This window comes from Streptomyces sp. NPDC049577 (assembly GCF_040675635.1).
GTDB lineage: Bacteria > Actinomycetota > Actinomycetes > Streptomycetales > Streptomycetaceae > Streptomyces.
On the sequence record NZ_JBFAPH010000120.1, the window covers coordinates 1 to 17,468 of the forward strand.

At 69.5% G+C, this 17,468-nt stretch carries 18 protein-coding genes; 3 read left to right on the top strand and 15 right to left on the bottom strand.

Annotated features, from left to right (window positions below):
* Nucleotides 1-94: 94 nt before the first annotated feature.
* On the bottom strand, nucleotides 95-289 hold the full coding sequence (locus AB0K09_RS15800; RefSeq protein ID WP_366065927.1) for a hypothetical protein: 195 nt from the start codon (nucleotides 287-289) through the stop codon (nucleotides 95-97).
* A gap of 175 nt (nucleotides 290-464) precedes the next feature.
* Here AB0K09_RS15800 and AB0K09_RS15805 point away from each other — a divergent pair, with 175 nt between their 5' ends.
* A complete protein-coding gene (locus tag AB0K09_RS15805; protein ID WP_366065928.1) occupies nucleotides 465-1,523 on the top strand; it encodes an acyltransferase family protein in 1,059 nt (352 codons plus the stop codon).
* 27 nt (nucleotides 1,524-1,550) lie between these two features.
* Here AB0K09_RS15805 and AB0K09_RS15810 read toward each other — a convergent pair whose 3' ends face one another.
* The 7 genes from AB0K09_RS15810 to AB0K09_RS15840 form a co-directional block, all read right to left on the bottom strand.
* On the bottom strand, nucleotides 1,551-2,939 hold the full coding sequence (locus AB0K09_RS15810; protein ID WP_366065929.1) for a DUF6177 family protein: 1,389 nt from the start codon (nucleotides 2,937-2,939) through the stop codon (nucleotides 1,551-1,553).
* A complete protein-coding gene (gene eccCa, locus AB0K09_RS15815; protein ID WP_366065930.1) occupies nucleotides 2,936-6,931 on the bottom strand; it encodes a type VII secretion protein EccCa in 3,996 nt (1,331 codons plus the stop codon). Before eccCa ends, AB0K09_RS15810 begins: the two co-directional genes overlap by 4 nt.
* Nucleotides 6,928-8,061: a hypothetical protein gene (locus tag AB0K09_RS15820; RefSeq protein ID WP_366065931.1), complete on the bottom strand. Its 1,134-nt coding sequence runs from the start codon at nucleotides 8,059-8,061 to the stop codon at nucleotides 6,928-6,930. Before AB0K09_RS15820 ends, eccCa begins: the two co-directional genes overlap by 4 nt.
* 15 nt (nucleotides 8,062-8,076) lie before the next feature.
* Nucleotides 8,077-9,462: a type VII secretion integral membrane protein EccD gene (eccD, locus tag AB0K09_RS15825; RefSeq protein WP_366065932.1), complete on the bottom strand. Its 1,386-nt coding sequence runs from the start codon at nucleotides 9,460-9,462 to the stop codon at nucleotides 8,077-8,079.
* A 13-nt stretch (nucleotides 9,463-9,475) separates the two neighbouring features.
* On the bottom strand, nucleotides 9,476-9,787 hold the full coding sequence (locus AB0K09_RS15830; protein WP_366065933.1) for a hypothetical protein: 312 nt from the start codon (nucleotides 9,785-9,787) through the stop codon (nucleotides 9,476-9,478).
* Nucleotides 9,788-9,796: 9 nt separating this feature from the next.
* Nucleotides 9,797-10,405 carry a hypothetical protein gene (locus AB0K09_RS15835; RefSeq protein ID WP_366065934.1) on the bottom strand — a complete coding sequence of 203 codons (609 nt, stop codon included), beginning with the start codon at nucleotides 10,403-10,405 and terminating at the stop codon, nucleotides 9,797-9,799.
* Nucleotides 10,406-10,528: 123 nt separating this feature from the next.
* Complete coding sequence (locus AB0K09_RS15840; RefSeq protein WP_366065935.1) at nucleotides 10,529-11,302, bottom strand: hypothetical protein; 774 nt, start codon at nucleotides 11,300-11,302, stop codon at nucleotides 10,529-10,531.
* 47 nt (nucleotides 11,303-11,349) lie between these two features.
* Between AB0K09_RS15840 and AB0K09_RS15845 the strand changes: the two genes are divergently transcribed.
* Together AB0K09_RS15845 and AB0K09_RS15850 are read left to right on the top strand one after the other, a co-directional pair.
* Entirely contained in the window at nucleotides 11,350-12,183 is an 834-nt protein-coding gene (locus tag AB0K09_RS15845; protein WP_366065936.1) for an ATP-grasp domain-containing protein, read from the top strand.
* Nucleotides 12,156-12,740 carry a hypothetical protein gene (locus AB0K09_RS15850; protein ID WP_366065937.1) on the top strand — a complete coding sequence of 195 codons (585 nt, stop codon included), beginning with the start codon at nucleotides 12,156-12,158 and terminating at the stop codon, nucleotides 12,738-12,740. The genes AB0K09_RS15845 and AB0K09_RS15850 overlap by 28 nt, the downstream gene beginning before the upstream one ends.
* A 341-nt stretch (nucleotides 12,741-13,081) precedes the next feature.
* On the opposite strand, the gene AB0K09_RS15855 is transcribed toward AB0K09_RS15850, so the two are convergent.
* The 7 genes from AB0K09_RS15855 to AB0K09_RS15885 form a co-directional block, all read right to left on the bottom strand.
* Complete coding sequence (locus tag AB0K09_RS15855) at nucleotides 13,082-13,936, bottom strand: hypothetical protein (protein WP_366065938.1); 855 nt, start codon at nucleotides 13,934-13,936, stop codon at nucleotides 13,082-13,084.
* 75 nt (nucleotides 13,937-14,011) lie between these two features.
* Nucleotides 14,012-14,164, bottom strand: coding sequence for a hypothetical protein (locus AB0K09_RS15860; protein WP_366065939.1), 153 nt, complete (start codon nucleotides 14,162-14,164; stop codon nucleotides 14,012-14,014).
* Between the two features lie 222 nt (nucleotides 14,165-14,386).
* Nucleotides 14,387-14,890 (bottom strand): hypothetical protein, encoded by a 504-nt coding sequence (locus AB0K09_RS15865; RefSeq protein ID WP_366065940.1) that lies wholly within the window; start codon nucleotides 14,888-14,890, stop codon nucleotides 14,387-14,389.
* Between the two features lie 77 nt (nucleotides 14,891-14,967).
* The gene (locus AB0K09_RS15870) at nucleotides 14,968-15,864 is read right to left on the bottom strand and encodes an immunity 49 family protein (RefSeq protein WP_366065941.1); all 897 of its coding nucleotides are present in this window, start codon (nucleotides 15,862-15,864) and stop codon (nucleotides 14,968-14,970) included.
* Between the two features lie 98 nt (nucleotides 15,865-15,962).
* Complete coding sequence (locus AB0K09_RS15875; RefSeq protein ID WP_366065942.1) at nucleotides 15,963-16,679, bottom strand: hypothetical protein; 717 nt, start codon at nucleotides 16,677-16,679, stop codon at nucleotides 15,963-15,965.
* Nucleotides 16,680-16,745: 66 nt separating this feature from the next.
* Nucleotides 16,746-17,108 (bottom strand): hypothetical protein, encoded by a 363-nt coding sequence (locus tag AB0K09_RS15880; protein WP_366065943.1) that lies wholly within the window; start codon nucleotides 17,106-17,108, stop codon nucleotides 16,746-16,748.
* 2 nt (nucleotides 17,109-17,110) lie between these two features.
* On the bottom strand, nucleotides 17,111-17,468 hold a 358-nt coding region (locus AB0K09_RS15885), incomplete at its 5' end, for a hypothetical protein (protein WP_366065944.1).

Consider the following 17,468-nt stretch of genomic DNA (forward strand, 5'->3'; position numbering starts at 1 on the left):
TGACGTGCACACAGTACGCAAAACAGACACCGCGAAACCGAAATCGAAGAAGTCCACGACCCCTCGCCCACGCCGCACAGGTTAAAGATCAAGCTCAGAACTTGATGCCGTTTATCGTCTCGGCGATCGAGTTCAGGAAGCGGTGGATCGACGGCGCCATGCCCGTGGAGGCCAGGAAGAAGCCGAAGAGGATGGCGACGATCGCGGGCCCCGCCTTGATGTTGTTGCTGCGGATCATCACCACCAGGATGATCGCCAGGAGCAGCACCACAGACAGTGAAATGGCCACAACAGATCACACCTTCGGTCGGAAACACCTGGCCGGCCTCCGGGAGTCATGCCCTCCGCACGCCCCCACTCGCTCCCCCATCGTGCCACCAACTGTGCTGGTTGGGGGGAGGCGTGACGATTCATCGGGGTAAGGCCAGGGGCCCGGTAGTCATTCGTAGGCTAGGGTGCGTCGAATGTCCTCCACCGCCACGTCCCGCACGGCGGACGCCACTCACCCGTCACCCGCCGCCGCGACGGGTCGCGACCCCTTCTTCGACAACGCGAAGTACCTGGCCATCGTGCTGGTCGGGCTGGGTCACGCCTGGGAACCGCTGACCAACAGCAGCCGGGCCGCGATGGCGCTCTATCTGACGGTGTACGCGTTCCACATGCCCGCGTTCATCCTCATATCGGGTTATTTCTCCCGGGGCTTCGACTTCAGCCCCGCGAAGGTGAAGCGGCTCATCACCGGTGTCGTCGTGCCGTACGTGATCTTCGAGGTCGCGTACACGTACTTCCAGCACTGGCTGGAGCCGGACGCGCCGGCGGATCCCGTCTCGCTGACGAACCCCTGGTACCTGAACTGGTTCCTGACCGCGCTGTTCGTCTGGCGGCTGACGACGCCGATCTGGAAGCTGATCCGCTGGCCGGTGCCGGTCGCGTTCGCGATCGCGATCCTGGCCATGCTCTCGCCGGACATCGGCGGTGACTTCGATCTGATGCGGGTGTTTCAGTTCCTGCCGTACTTCGTCATCGGGCTGCACATGAAGGCCGAGCACTTCGAGCTCTTCCGTCGCCGGTGGCTGCGGATCGCGGCCGTGCCGGTGTTCGCTTCCGCGATCGCCCTGGCGTACTGGGTCGCTCCGCGATTCGACGAGGGGTGGCTCTACCACAACTACAGCGTGAAGAGCCTGCACCACTCGTCCTGGGCGGCCCCCGTGATGACCTTCGTCCTCTTCGGCATCGCCGCCCTGCTCACGGCCTCCCTCTTCGCCTGGGTGCCGCGCCACAAGGTCTGGTTCACCACCCTCGGCGCGGGAACGCTCTACGGCTACCTGCTGCACGGCTTCCTGATCAAGCTGTCGCGGTGGAAGGAGTGGTACGACCTCGCCCCGTGGGTCCGCCGGCCGGAGGGCGAGGTGCTGGTGACGGTGCTGGCGATCGTCATGATCACCGTCCTGTGCAGCCCGCCTGTGCGGCGGGCTCTGCGGTTCGTGATGGAACCCCGCATGAACTGGGCGTTCCGGCGGTAGGCGGCGGGCCGGTCGGGGGCCGGCCCCTCAAGAGTCCTTGCGCAGATGCTTCAGGAGGCTCTCGAACCTCGTCCAGGCCTCCGGCGACTCCCCGTCGCCCAGCGCGTAGTAGTACGCCGGCCCCGGTCTGGTGGGGGTGATCGGGGATGCGCCGGTTGCGGTCAGTTCCTGGACCTCCGCCGCGCCCAGGGCGAAGGCGACCGGGACCGGGGGCCGTTCGAAGCGGGGCGGGACGGAGAGGTCGGCGCGTGCCTCGCGGAGCTGGCACAGGAGGGTCAGCAGGCCGTGTTCGGCGGCCAGCGCGCCCGCCAGGTCCTCGATCGCGTCCAGCGGTGGCTTCTCGCCCGCGCGGTGGCCCAGGGCCAGGGTGATGTCCTCCTCGACGCCGTGCGGGGTGCGGATGACGCGCAGGGTGGCGAGGGCCGGGCGGTCCGGGGAGCCGACGACCACGGTCCAGGTGGGCTGCGGCGCCCGCTCGTACGCCAGGTCGGTGAGCCGGCGGCGTGACCAGGGGAGGTTGGCCGGTTCGGCGGTGCCCCAGCCGGCCGGGGGTGCGCCGGTCAGGGTCTGCCAGGCGGTCTCCAGCGCGCCGCCGAGCACGAGCGTGGCCTCGGCGGCGTGCCGGGTGCGGAAGGAGAGCAGGAGCTGGCGCTCGTCCGTCCGCCCGGCCTCGGTGAAGGCGGGGGCGACCGGCGTCTGCCCGTCGCTGTCCTTGGCGACCTGGAACGCGCCGTCCTGCCAGCGCAGCACCGCGCCGGAGAGCCCGTCGTAGTAGCCGGTGCGCTCGTCCTGGACGACCCAGCGCATGGGCGGGCCGCTGAGCAGGGTGCGGGTGGGCAGGGAGAGGCGGCAGTGGCCGGGGGTGACGATCTGGAGGGCGCGGTCGCCGGCCAGCACCGCGCGCAGGGCCTCGGAGAGCCAGCTGGTCATGGCGATGACGGGGCGGTCCTGGAGGACGACGGCGACCTTGTCGGTGAGCACGTCGACGGCCGGCTGCGCGGCGGCGGGCTCGGGCACGGCGGTGATGCCGGAGGTGTCGACGGGGTGGGCGGGGTCCTCGGAGCCGGGCGCGCCGGGCGGCCAGACGGCGCCGCCGAGGAGCGTGGTCAGACGTCCGGCGAAGGCGCCGGCGAGGCGTTCGGCGAGCGGCACGGCCGTGGAGGCGCGGGCCTCGGTCCACCAGACGGAGCCGGCACTCTCCTCGATGCCGAGGAGCCGGGCGGCCTCGCCGGGGACGTTCAGGAGCAGCGGGGCCTCGACGGAGAGGAGCGGGCGGCCGTCGGCGTCGCAGAGCTGGGCCACGGCCCCCTCGCCGGTGCTCCGGACGGTGAGGTCGGGGCCGCCGGCGAGCAGGCCGGCGAGGACGCTCCAGGCGTCCGGCATCCGCTCGGTGAGCGCGATCACGTCCTTGGTCATGCTGTCCCCCCGTGGGCCGGAGTGTCGTGCGCGAGTGCGGTCTGGATGAGCCGGGTCGCCTCGCCGCGGCGGACGAGCGTGCCCCGGCCGGGCGGCTGCGCCGAGGCGTGGACGCCGGGGAAGAGCTGGCCCTCCTGCCGGTCGCCGGTCATGACGACGGCCGTGGTGCCGCTCTCCCGCAGGGTCATCAGGAACGGCTCGTACAGGGCGCGCGAGGCGCCGGCGACGCGCCGGGTGACGACGAAGTGCAGGCCGATGTCCTGGGCGGAGGGGATGAACGGCAGGAAGGGCGCGAGCGGTTGCTGCCCGGCGGTGGTGAGGATGTCGTAGTCGTCGACGAGGATGACGATGCGCGGCCCGGAGAACCAGGTGCCCGAGGCGAGGGCGTCCTGGGCGGTGAGGTCGTCGGGCATGCGCTTCTCGAGCTCGGCGGCGATGCCGGTGGCGAGGGCGCCGCAGAGCCGGGAGTTGTGGGCGTAGCCGCCGCGGTACTCCTCGGGCACGAGTGTGCGCAGGCCGCGCCGGGGGTCCATGACGGCGAAGACGAGCTCGTCGTCGCCGTAGCGGTCCATGAGGCCCCGGGCGACGAGCCGCAGCAGATTGGTCTTGCCGCACTCGCTGTCGCCGAGGATCACCAGGTGCTGGTCGCGCCGGAAGAGGTCCAGGAGGACGGGCGCGAGGGCGCTCTGGTCGAGACCGATGGGCACCCGGTTCGGCTCGGCGGTGACCGGGGGCAGCGCGCCGGCGGGCAGGCGGGCCGGCAGGACGCGGACGCGCTGGGCGCCGTCGCCGGACCAGGAGGAGCCGATGACCAGGGCGGCCTGTTCGACGGCCGGGCCGAGCTCGGAGGTGGAGGCGAGGGAGTCGATGCGGGGCAGCGCGGTCTGGGCGAAGAGCTTGCCGTCGGTGAGGACGCGGCCGGGTTCGTCGGCGGCGATGGTCTCGGCGAGTTTGCGGTCGATGCTGCTGTCGCCGGGGTCGTTGAGGCGGAGTTCGACGCGGGTGCCGAAGGTGGCCTGGGTGGCTATGCGGACGTCGTTCCAGCGCAGCATGGCGGCGACGACATGGATGCCGTAGCCGCCGCCGCGCTTGAGGAGGTCGGTGACGGCGTCCTCCAGATCCTCGAAGTCGTCGCGGAGTGCGCCGAAGCCGTCGATGACGAGCACGATCTCGGTGGATGAGAGTTCGGGGAGGCGGCCTTCGGCGCGGAGTTCGCGCAGCCGCTCGACGGAGTCGATGCCGTGCTCGCGGAAGAGCTCCTCGCGGGCGGCGAGCATGCCGCGCACTTCTTCGACGGTGCGGGCGGCGCGTTCGCGGTCGGCGCGGCCGGCGATGCCGCCGACGTGCGGCAGGCCGGAGAGGGCGGCGAGGCCGCCGCCGACGAGGTCGAGGCCGTACATGGCGACCTCGCGCGGGGTGTGGGTCATCGCCAGGGAGAGGGCGAGGGTGCGCAGCAGGGTGGTCTTGCCCGACTGGGGGCCGCCGATGACGGCGGCGTGGCCGCCGGCGACGGTGAGGTCGAGGATCCACTGGCCCTGCCACTGCCGGGCGGGGTCGTCGAGGATGCCGAGGGGCACCTTCAGCGGGCCGGGCCGTACCGCCAGTTGCATGCCGCGCGGGCCGGCCTGGACGGGCCCGGCCGCGGCGTCGAGGGCGACGGCCTTCGGCAGCGGCGGCAGCCAGATGGCGCGGGTGGGGGCGGCCGCGCGGCGGAGCTGGTCGACGATGACGGACATCGTGGTGGGGCCGGGGTTGCGGTGGCGCATGGCCGGTTCGGCGTCGCCGGGGGCGGCGTCGGGCTCGGCGAGGGTGTTGTAGTCCGGGTACGGCAGGACGAGCGGGCCGGTTTCCCCGGTGTCGCGGACGGCGGGGCCGCGGTAGGGGCCGGAGACGAAGCCGGCCTTGAACCGTTCGTAGGCGCTGACGTCGACCTTGAGGTAGCCGAAGCCGGGGATGGGCGGCAGGTTGAAGGCGTCGGTGGTGTCGAGGACGGTGCGGGACTCGTCGGCGGAGAAGGTGCGCAGGCCGAGCCGGTACGACAGGTAGGTGTCGAGGCCCTTGAGCTTGCCGCCCTCGATGCGCTGGCTGGAGAGCAGCAGGTGCACGCCGATGGAGCGGCCGATGCGGCCGATGGAGAGGAAGAGGTCGATGAAGTCGGGTTTGGCGGTGAGCAGTTCGCCGAACTCGTCGATGACGACGAAGAGGTGCGGCAGCGGCTCCAGCTCGGGGCGGGTCTCGCGCAGGGCGGCGTAGTGGCCGATGTCGGCGACGTTACCGGCGTCCTTGAGAACCTGCTGACGGCGCTGGACCTCGCCGGCGAGGGAGGTGTGGACGCGTTCGACGAGGCCGGCCTGGTTCTCCAGGTTGGTGATGACGCCGGCGACGTGCGGCAGACCGGCGAAGGGCGCGAAGGTGGCACCGCCCTTGTAGTCGACGAGGACCAGGGCGAGGTCCTCGGGCGGGTGGCCGGCCACCAGGGCGAGGACGAGGGTGCGCAGGAGTTCGCTCTTGCCGGAGCCGGTGGCGCCGACGCACAGGCCGTGCGGGCCCATGCCGAGTTCGGAGGACTCCTTGAGATCGAGCAGGACCGGTTCGCGGCCGTCGCCGACGCCGATGGGCACGCGCAGAAAGGCGCGTTCGCCGCGCGGCTGCCACAGGGCGCGCACGTCGAGGGCGGCGGCATCGTCGATGCCGAGGAGCTCGGTGAAGTCGACGGGGCCGGACAGGGGCGCGTCGACGAGGGATTCGGCGGACAGGCGCAGCGGGGCGAGCTGCCGGGCGAGGCCCTCGGCGCCGGCGGCGGTGACGGGGTCGACGGTGCCGTGCCGGCTGACCGGCTCGGCCCGGCGCAGGTCCTCGATCAGGACGCGGTCGCCGTCGACGGTCAGCCGCAGGGAGACCTGGCCGGGTTCCTGGACGCGTTCGGCGACCAGGTGGAGGACGGTGACGCCCATGTCGGTCAGCGGCACGGTCTCGTCGGGGCGGGGCAGCTCGGCTGCGTCGAGGCCGTAGGCGTCGCTGACGACGAGCAGCCGGCTCGCCATCCTCAGGGCGTTCTCGCCGGACAGTCCGCGGCGCACCTCGGCGGCGTAGGAGGCGCGGGCGCGCAGGTCCCGGCCGAGGAGGCGGGCGAGGGCGGTGAGCGAGGGGGCGATGCGGCGGGCGCTGACCGGGCCGTCGTGCTCCTCGGGGTCGAGGGTGTGGGGCAGCCATTTGAGCCAGGCCCAGTCGGTCATCCGCTCGCCGGGGCAGGCGAGGGCGACGGCGACGTCGTCGGGGGCGTGGCCGGCGGCGGTCTGGCTGAGCAGGGCGCGGACGACGCGCAGGACGTCCTCGCGGTCGCCGACGACACTGACGTCGCCGGCCGCGTCGAGGGGGACGGTCAGCGGCAGGTCGGCGGCGGTGGCGAAACGATTCTTGAGCGCCCCGGCCTCGTTGAGCATGAAGCGGTCGGGCGGGGTGAGGACGCCGCCGCCCGGCCGGCCGACCGTCAGGTTCCGCACGGGCATGCTGCCGGTGCCGACGCGTACGCGCAGGAAGTCGGCGTCGAGGCGGCGGCGCTCCCACAGCCGGGCGGGGTCGCGCACGATGTCGTACAGCGCCTCCGGCGGCGGGTCGAGGACCCGGGCGGCCTCGCGGCGCTCGCGCTCCTCGGCGCCGAGCTCCTCGCGGAGTTCCTCCAGGTATTCGAGGTAGCGCTCGCGCTGCCGGCGGCGGGTGCGCTGGGCCTTGCCGCGCTGGGAGAGCAGCATGCCGACCGAGCCGGCGACGGTGACGACCAGCAGGATCGCGCCGAGCGCGGCGAACTGGCTGTTGCGGATGACCGTCATCATGACGACGGAACTCATCACGCCCGCGATGGGCATGAGGGAGTGCAGGGCGCCGCCGGTCTTGCCCTCGGGCAGGTTGGGCGGCGGCTCGATGGTGTGCGCCTCGGGCTCCGGCAGTGGCCGGGTGGTGCGGGCGGGGCGGTGGACTGTGCGGGTGGTCATGACGGGCCTCGCCTGCCCATGGCTCGGGTGAGGACTTCGGCGGCGAGTCCGGTGACGGCCTCGTGGGTGTCCTGGCCGAGCAGTCCGGTGCGGATCGGGCCGCCCGCGGCGAGGTGCCGGTCGTACGGGAGGGTCATGACCCGCACGCCGTCCAGCCGCAGGTGTTCGCTCGCGGCGGTCACGTCGAGGGTCGTGGTCATGTGGGGGGACGACGCGGTGACGAGCACCACGGTTCCGGCGAGCATGCCGGGCCGTCCGAGGGAGGCCATCCAGTCGAGCACCGCGCGGGTGCTGGTGACGCCCTCGGCGGTGGCGGGGGTGACCAGCACCCGGGCCTGGGCGGCGACGAGGGCGGTGCGCGACACCTCGGCGGGCAGGGTCTCGCAGTCGACGACGGTGATGCCGAAGTAGCGGCGCAGCGCGACCATCGCGGCCCGGTAGTCCTCCAGTTCCAGCCGGTTGCCGACGCGGCCCTGGCCGCAGGGCAGCAGCCAGCCCCGGTCGGGCAGCTGGACCAGGTAGCCGACGACGTCGGTGAGCTGCATCGAGGGGTTGAGGATCCGCGCGAGGTCGCTGGTCGTCCAGCGCACCTTGGTGACACCGAGCCGGGCGGGCAGCGTGCCGAGCGCGGGGTCGGCCTCCAGCATCAGGACCGGGTCCTGGCGGTAGTGCGCGTAGGTGCGGCCGAGCAGCGCGGTGACGGTGGTCTTGCCGGCGCCGCCGCGGATGCTGGTGACGACGATCTGCCGGCCGGTGGTGAGGGGCTGTTGCAGGGCCTGGGCGACGCGCGTCGCCTCCTCCACCTCGCGGGTGGCCGAGGAGCCGACGAGGCGGCGCAGCGAGCGGGAGGTGCGGCGGGCGGCGGAGTCGCCGCTCAGCGGTTTGCCTTTGACCAGCTCGTCCGGGAGCGGGAGTTCCATGGTGACGGGCGTGGGCAGGGGGCGCGGCACGGGCTCCGCGACGGGTGCGGGCGCGGGTGCGGGCGGGACCGGGGGTTCCGGTGCGGGCCGGCGGTCGGCCGGCTCGCCGGGCGTGCCCAGCCTGTCCAGCCCGTCCAGCCCGTCCGTCAGACCGCGCAGGCTGCGCAGCACATCGCCCTGCCAGTCGCCCTGCCAGTCGTCCTGGGACATGTGTCTCTCCTGGAACTAGAACTGGTGGAGCAGGCGTCCGTACGCGCCGAACACCCCGACGGCCAGCGGGAACAGCGCGATGACGCCGACGGTCTCGACGAGGTCGAAGGCCCTGCGCAGCCGGACGCGCACGTGCTCGGGGGGCCGGATCGCGAGGACGGCCAGCGGTACGGCGGCCGCGGCGGCGAGCACGGCCAGCGGGCCGTAGGGCGCGCCGTGGGTGTGACCGGCCCACAGCACGGTGAGGCGGACGAGCAGCACCAGGGCGGCGGCCAGCAGGGCCACGACCTCGGCGACGAGCGGGAAGGCGCGGGCGCGGGAGAGCAGGACGACGGCGAGGAGGCCGGTGAGCGCGACCGTCCACCCGGTGGGGGCGGTGACGGCCAGCAGTCCGCCGGCCGTGCCGGACGCGGCGACGACGACCGTGGCCAGGGCCAGGCCCCGGTGGGTGGCCGCGAGCGCGGTCTCGACCTCGTGGCGGCTGACGGAGGCGCCGCCGGAGCGCCGGTCGTCGAGTGCGGTGAGTCCGGCGGCCATCAGCGCGAGCCGGGGCAGCAGGCCGAGGACGACGACGGAGACGACGGCCATGACGGACCCGGCGCGTGCCGGGTCGTGCTGGAGCGCCGCGACGGCCTCCCAGGCCCCGGTGGTGGCCACGAGGGCGCCGGCGCCGATCAGTCCGCCCTTGCCGAGCCGTGAGAACAGCCCGAGCAGGGTCAGGAGGAGGGCGAGCGCGCCGGCGACGGCGCCGAGGCGGGCGGGGGCGTGCCAGGCGTGCGCGTCGGCGGCGGTCCACGCGGCGAGGGTGCCGAGCGCGCCGCCGGCGAGCATCAGGGGCGTGCCGAGTTCGCGGCCGCCCTCCCGGTTTCCGGTCCGGGCGGCCTCCTGGTTTCCGGTCCGGGCGGCCACCGCGCCGGCGGCCGCCACCAGCGCGGCGATCCCGGCGAGGGCGGCGGCAACGGCGGCCGGTCCGAGGCTCGCGCGGGCCAGCACACCGGCGGTGACGGCCAGGGCGACGGTGGCCAGGCTCGCCGTCCACTGCCGCGCCTCGGGCCGCCAGCGCCAGGCGCGGACGTCCAGGTCCTCGGCGATCTCGTCGGTGACGTCGTGCACGACGGGTGCGGACGGCGCGTCATGGACCCGGACGAGCCGGAGCACGGCGCCGTCGGGAACCCCGGCGTCGGCGAGGCTGCCGTCCCCCGGCAGGACCGTGCCGTCGGCGGTGACGAGGTGCCGGGCGGCCGGGCGGTCGCCCACCTTGTCGTCCAGCAGTCGCAGGACGTCCGGGAGGAGCCGTCCGATCGGCTCGTTCGCGGGCAGAACCAGATCGACGCGGCGCCGTTCGCCGACGAGGGTGATCCTGCTCAATTCCGTGCGCTGTTTCGCCCCCACATTCACCACGCGCCCGAACCTATCACCCGTCCGGCTCGGTCACTTTGCCCGTTCCTTTAGCAGGCATCTTGGAAGGCGCCGGCGCCGGTGGCGCATACCGCTGCTGTTGCTGTTTCTGCTGTTCTTTCTGCTGGGCGAGGGTGTGCTGAATGAACGACCAGCCCACGCAGCCGGCGCAGAGCACGGCGGCGACGGCGATTCCGGCGAATACCTTGCCGAGCTTCTCGTCCGCCGTGCGACGGGCCCGCTGGGCGCCGTGGAGCAGGGCGTCGCGCATACGGCGGCGCCGTACCGAGACGGACTCCAGGAGTTGGCTGTCGTAATCCTTCGCCACGGCCTGCCCTCAGGAACCCCGGGCGATCTGAATGAACAGGAAGATCGCATAGGCCACCGGGATCAGCGCGCCGAACGCCTCCGGGCGCTTGCGCAGCGGTACACCCGGGTCGAGCTGCATACCGGGCGCACCCGGGCCGGGGGCCGGGAGTTTGTTCAGCTTCGCCCGCACCACGAGATTCCAGATAAGGGTGAAGGGCGTGAAGATGAACAGCGAGAACGGACTCCACCAGCCCTGCCAGAGAGTCTTTCCGGTCATGTTCCGCTGCACGTGAATACCGCAATTACGGCAGAGCGGGCCCTTCACGTGGAGGAACCGCATCAGGATGAGAATGCCCTGGTGGCCGCGGACGGTCACGTTCGCGGCGGGGGCGGCGCCGCAGAGCCGGCAGAGGTGCTGCCCCTGCGCCGGGGCCGCGTACGGCCCCGCCTGCTGGCCCCAAGCGGCCTGCGGAGGCTGCGGGTAGCCGTACGGCTGCCCCTGCTGAGGCGGGTACGGCTGCGGCTGTCCCTGCGGGTAGCCGTAGGGCTGCTGCCCCTGCTGGGGCGGGTAGGGCTGCTGGGCCTGCGGGTAGCCGTACGGCTGAGATTGCGGCTGCGGCTGCGGCGGAGTCGCCACGGAAGTCCCCCGAATCGATCAATACAAACAGAAAGCGGCCGCGGCCTTCGCCGGCGCGCGCACCGGCGGCCATGTCTATCAACGGTTGCAATGTGAATGCAACGCGTCTTGCGTGGGGCGGGGTTACCGCTCGGGGTCCATGGCCTCCCGGACGAGTGTCCGGATCTCGTCGTCCCCGACCGCCATCAGGTACTCGGCGAACTGCCGGGCTTCCGGGCCCTTGGCGCGGCCGACGATGGGGACGGCGTGGACCAGCGCACGGTGGGAGGAGGCCACTTGGAGCACGCTGGTGGCCAGCTCCACCGCCAACTCGCCGTCGACGGAGGACACCCCGCTCGCGAGGTCGATCAGCTGCGTCGGCAGGTCGAATCGCTGCTTCTCACTTGCCGCGAGGGCTCGCACGGCGCGGGCGACGACGTCCTTGATGTCGTCCAGCAACGCCCGCAGGGTGGCGTCGTCGAACAGCTCGCCCAGCTTGTCCTCGAAGTACTCGCTACCGGCGAGCCGCACCAGAGCCCGAGCCGCCTCCACCCGCAGCTCCTCGGTCCCCTTCTCCTGCGCCAGGTCCGGATCGGCCACGGCGACCGCAAGCTGCGCAAAGGTACTGTCGACCGAGAACTTGCGGTCGATCGAGAAGTCGTACCAGGGCGTGTTCCGGGGATCGGCGGCAGCCCTGAGCACCGCTTCGTACCCGGGCGCCTCGCCCCAGGTCGTCAGCGCCACGCAGGCCAGGAAGCGCTCGATCTCGGGCGCGGCGGGATCGTTCATCAGCTCCACGAGCCCGGGCACGCGGTCCCGGTGTGCGGGCTCGTCGAAGGCCCCGAAGATCACGTCGTCGATGTCGTTCGTCGGCCGTCCGTCGAAGTCCGTGCCGAGCAATTCGCTGAAGCGGGTCATGAACGGCATCCTTTCGCGCCCGGGCAGAGGTGGCATCGTCATGTGCCGTGAACAGCAGCAGATACCTGGCGTGCGCGCCGCAGTACTCGACGACCGGCGAGCTACTGGCGACCGCGGCCCGTTGGCGAGGCATGGACATAGAGGTACTGACCGGCCCTGGTGCCGCAGCGGCCTTGAAGGGGAGGGCCGGGGGCCACTATTTCGGTGGGCCGGGTTTCGCGGCACGGGTCGTCGACGACCTCGACGTCGCTCTGCTGGAGCCGGAGGACGATTGGCTGACGTCGCTGCCCCGCGCATTCGCCGGGAGGAAGGTCAGCTCCACCACGCTGGTCCAGGCGCGGGCCCTCCCGGGCCCGCTGTTCGCGAAGCCGCCGAGCGCCAAGAGCTTTCCGGCCGCCGTCTACGCGGACGGCAGCGAGCTGCCCGAGGTGGGAGAGCTGCCCCCTGAGACGCCGGTACAGATCAGCGAGGTGGTGACGTGGGCGAGGGAGTTCCGGCTGTTCATACTGGACGGTGAATGCCGGACGGGCAGCCAGTACGCCAGGTTCGGCCGACTGGAGTCGGCGCCACTGCGGGGACATGCCGACGAGGCCGCTGTCCGGACGTTCGCGAGGGACCTCCTCGCGGCGCACGGAGAAACCTTGCCGAGCGCGGTCGTGCTCGACGTGGGTGTGGTGGCGAGGGCCGGCGGGGATGAGTGGGCGGTGGTGGAGGCCAACATGCCGTGGTTCGCGAACTGCTACGCCGCGGATCCGGATCGTGCGCTGGACGTGGTCCTGCGCGCGGCGGGCCCGCGGTCGCGGTTGGAAGCGCGGGACCGTCGGTTCTGCCGGCATTTCCGTACGCTGCCGTCATGGGACTGGACATCACACCCCTCATAGTCGACTGGGCGCATCTGGAAAGCCTGCCTTCTGAAGCGCGTGAGGCCGCGCTGACGGAGTCCGCGTATCCGGACGACGAGGACCAGGCGTTCGAGGAAGGCTGGGCGTGGTTGCCTCCCACTCCTCCGTCGTGGTGTGCGCGCTATGACTTCTCCGAGGGCTCAGGGTCATTCAAGCCACACTTCTGGGCGGGCCAGAGGTGGGAGGACCTCCGCGAACACGTAGTGGACGGCTTGCGCATCCCACTCGACACCTTCCTTGCCGGCCTGTTCTGGGACCTGTCCGACACCGGCCCCGGAGATCAGGACGCAGCGGAACCCTGGCGTCGGAGACTGCTCGTCCACTGCCCGCCCCAGGACGTGCCCGCCCTGGCTCAGGCGTGGGATGTGGTGGGGCCCGAGTTCGGGAGATTGCGCCGGCCCTTCGACACTCACGCAGCCGACCCGGGACGCTGGGCCGGCACGTTCGAGGAATTCACCGCGATTCTCCACGGCTGGTCCGAGGTCGTCACCGAAGCCCACCGCCGAGGTTGGGGACTCGTCGGTCTGCCGATCTGACCGGCGTCAGGCCGACCACCGGCAAGCGTGGGAGCTGACCCGACAGCGTTGTGCGGTCACACCCACCACTGCGCCGGGGCCCGGACTTTCAAGGTCGCCAGTACCTGTCCTGGGGGACAGGATCCCGAGTACTACAGGTGCGCGTGCGGCGCGGACTTGGTGTACGCAGCCAGGTTCCCGCGGGCATGGAATTCGCGGTCCACCCCCGCTCAACCAACACTGACACGTGATGTCCATGCGGCAGTCGTTCGACCTGCTGTCAGGCGGCCCGGTCGACGTGGGCGGTGTGGTGCACTCGGTACGTCGCGACGCACGGTTGGTCACCGTCCATCAGGCATGACCTAGCCCATCGAGTCCCATGGCAGCGTGATCGGGCGGCGGCGCCAGTACCAGTCGCGCTTCTCCATGACATCGACCGGCGTGCCGGTAGCCATGGCGAGCGCTGAGCCGCCGTCGTCCAGGGTGAGCTCCTGGAACGTCACGTCCAGCTCACCGAGAGCCTTCCGGACCGCAGCCTGCTCTGCCTCGGGCAGTCGGGCCATGTCCTGCTCCACCAGGCCTCGAAGTTCCAGGTCTTCCTGGTACATCTCGGCCGGGTACCAGGAAGAGGGGGGCCAGCCACCGGCCATACGAATGGTGAGGCGTTCCCAGTTGGCCACGCACTGGCAGACTCTCGTCGTTTCCTCGGTCGCGCCTGCTGGCGCGTGCTGCTCCAACACTGGTGAAACCAGGTACAGTTCCCTAATCCGCTCCGGGAACTTGATGACAGCGGCGTTAGGAAAGTCCGCAACCGCAAGCTCGACCGCATCCACGGTCAGGCCCTCGATGTCGCTCTCCGGCTCGGTGACGCGGGCATGGGTGAAGTGACCCGTCGGGAGGGCGACCCGCCAGATCCAAGGGATGGTCTCCTTGTCGGGGAAGAGCACCGATACCTTCAGGCCACGAGCCACGGCCAGAGCCACCTGCTCCTCTGAGGGCTGTGTCCGAACCGACTCGTCCACCGCCACTGTCACGGACCAGTCGAGGTCACCCCGGATGCGTGCGCATTCGCAGGCGACGGCGGCCTCCCAGTTACGGTTCTCGTGGTCGTCGTCCTGCGAGACCTCGACACTGCCGACCGGGACGCCGAATTCTCCGGCGAGTATCTGACCGATACGAGCTGGGACCGTGTCACCACGCGTGATCAGGTTGTACATCGGGTTGGGGCCTCCGCTACGTCTCAAGGGGACCACGAACTGCCATACAACCGCCCCGGATGCCTTCCTCGTCTCTTACCCGGGAGGAAGCGGCTGTTCCTCACGATCGCCGATCAGGTAGTCGTGCATCTTGCCCAGGTAGTCGTAGAGGGAATCCTCGTTGTCGAACTCGATGCCGGTGAGTCCCTCGTAGTCCTCGATGGACAGCTCTCGGGACTTCAATACCATCTCAAGCTCGCTACGGACAGCAGAGGCATAGTGATTGCTGAAGCCGTTGAGCGTTCGACGCAGATACCCGCTTACGTCGTACCCCTGCTCCTTGTCGAGGTAGGTGGTGATGAAAGTACGGAGTTGAGGATTCACTGCTCTGTTTCTCCTGGCCGTCGCCCCTGAGGCGGGTGATCAGCAGCAGCGCCGAACACCCATTGCGAGGGGCTGACGCCGCGTCGGTCACGTTGAGCCGGCGTCCAGTTCATCGAGGACCTTCGGATCCAATTCGACGATCGGGTCCGGCATGAGGTGCTCCTCCAGGGGCTTGATCGGAACCGCCACACCTGTCAGGTCGATGAAATGGCTCTCGACCGTGAACCCTCCACCTCGCTGGTACAGCAGGAGCAGCGGCTCGTAGGGGTCTTCGAGGTCGGGAAGGCCGACCGTCGTTTGGGCCCGCAACGCAGCCCAGTTCACGGCTCCTCGGCAGGTGCGCGCGATCGAGGGCCACCCCACATGCTCGCTGAGGTACTCATCGAGCTCGGCGATGACGCCATCGCTTGGCCGAACGGTCGGGTCGACGAGCGGAGCGAGGTCGAAAAACGGCCAGTACGCCTCTGCGTTGAACGCGCGGGCCCAGTGGGCCATTCTGCGCAAGTACTCACGCAGTAGCGCGGCTCTCGACATGGCGTGATCGAAAACCTCGTCGTCGTCTTCCCAGTCGATGGAGCGCAGACGCTCCATCGCTGCGCGAGCAGGGTCTCCAGTCACCTCAGGTCCATCTCTTCACCCGGCCAGGGAACGACCCGGAGCACCACGCTTTACATCGGAAACTCACCCAGCCAGGCCCGGTTGAGGAGCTCACTCGGCAAGTACTCAGACTCCATGCTGATCGGGAAACCGGCATCGTAAGCAAGGCAAGTGATGGCCAGTGGCCCGAGGGCGAGGTACCCCGAGACGCTACTTTCCCGCTCGCCGTTGGCCGTCCAGTACTCTTTGTGCGCCTTAAGGGCCTCAAGCAGCGCATTGTTGAACGCTTCGTGGTCCTTGCGCAGAAACCGACGAAAGAGGTTGATCGGCTGGTAAAGGATGTTGTTCAGCAGATCCGGGTCAGCGATTCCCGCGACGTCCGGACGGGAGGCTTCGATGGTCGCGACAAGTTTTTCAACCAGCCCGGGCTTTTCGAGCCAGTAGGTTTGCAGGGTATCCACCCAGCGATAGATGTACTCGTCGTACTCGGCGCCCGAAGCACGCAAGAGGTCGACCGGCACCTCGCAAAGCTTCGTCATGCGATCCTGTTCACGGCAAACAACAGCAAGCCAGAACGTCGTCAGCCAATTACCAGGGTTGGCGTAGGACTGTGGGCCGGTCGCCGGAATTTGCCTGACTTCGTCACTGATTCGGCATTCCAACACCCCAGAGATGGCCCCCGCCGATGCGAACAATGCGGACCCGACCTGCATCGCCGAGACGACCGCTTCCCAGGCATCGAGCTGAGAAGCGTCCGGGTTCATGGCCAGGCGCGCGTTCACATGCAGGACCGCTTGGTTGATGGCGCTGTTGAACAGGCTCGGCGACCGGTCCAGACGCCGGATGGTGTTGGCAAGCCCCTCGCCGAGTACCTCCGCGTACTCCTCATCGCTGGGGCCCGGGCAGCCATGACGGCGTACCTGGACAGCCACAACATCCTCCCGACGTTGAACTTCCTTGCTTTCCAATAATCGTGCACCTTACCCAAGGTGCGAGACTGCGTGCCGGCGGTCAGCCATAGGACCAGGTCGACGGTCAAGCCTCCCGTTCGCCCGTTCCCTCAGCGTTACTCCCGGCGGATCTGCGTGTAAATTGCGTCCAGTCCGGCCTTGTACTCTGCCGCTCGCTCCGGATTGGTTTCGTCCGGATCGTCGACTCCATACTTGGCGCAGAACTCGTAGAACCAGTCGGAGGACATCCGGTGCCGCTTCGCCACCAATGGGTGGACCGGCTCCGCGTGTGGGGGCCTCGTGCCTTCTGTCACAGCAGTGGACTCTTCGTCCAGGGCATTCAGGGCGGCAGGCTCCAGGGCAACCACTGGTTGCGGAGAGGCATGGTCCGGCAGTGGCCGAATCGGCACCGTCTCTCCGTTGAGTTCGATGAAGTCGCTTTCCATGGTGAAGGCGCCGCCTCGTTCGTACATGACCAGCAATGGCTCGTACGGGTCTTCGAGGTCGGGCAACTCTATTTGCGTTCTGTCGAGAAAAGCGTGCCAGTGAGCTGCCGCTATCAGCGTCGCTTCGACCTGCGGCCATCCGACTTCCTCGCCGAGACAATCCCTCAATTCGGCCAAAATTTTATCGTCGGCCCGCACCGCCGGGTCGATAAGGCCTGCAAGATCGAAGTAAGGCCAAGCGATGTCAAGGTTGAACGCTCGCGCCCACAAGGCTGTACGCCGAAGATGCTCCCGCAGCAATGCAGCACGGGACGCTGCGTGATCGTAAGAGGCCTCGCCATCATCCCAGTTGATGTTTCGTATGCGCTCCATCAGCGAAGTGGGCATCTCTGCGGACTCCTCTTCGTTGGGCCCGGACCTCATGGCGACCAACGAACGGGCCCCAAGGAGGGCTCAACTGTCACTGTCTCGCCAGGCGCTCGCCAGAGCGCCGTCTTCATCCCACGTGTACACCTCTTTGAGTTGCTGCCCGTCCTCACTGAAGACTTTCTTCGATGACATTTGCCCGTTCGGGTGCCATTCAAGAAACTCCCCCGAAGGGAATCCCATGCGAACAGCCCCAACACTTCGCTGCGCCCCGTCCGGATACCATTCCAGACTGGGCCCGTCCAGGATTCCCTCACTGTACGTGTCAAGGCTGATCATGGCACGTCCTTGATACTCGGCAGCCTCGCCGGTAAACAGCTCGCCTTCGTACGTAAGACGCTGCGAATCATCCATGTCTACAGCTGGGTCGTCGATGTCGATACGCCGCACGGCTAATCAGCGATATCTCGGGCCTCGTAGCCTGTTAGCCCGATCTCATAGAGGGTTGGCACCATGGCGGATACATACCAGGGCAGGTCTGTCATCTCCTTTGCTGCCCCCAGGCTACGCCGGTTGATCGACGGAGAGAACGACGCCTGGGTTCCGTCTCTAAAGATGAGCAGAAGACCTCCCGTTCCCGCTTCGCTATTGTAAAGCGAGACCCCAGCAGATTCTCCCCGCTTCTGCGCTTCATCGACGCTGCCGATTACACGATCCGTTGAATCAGGCGCGGCACTCACCCATTCCAGATCGCGTTTCCGAGGCCAGTCCCATCCTCGTCTCTGGTGGGCTCGCCAACTGGAAGCAGAC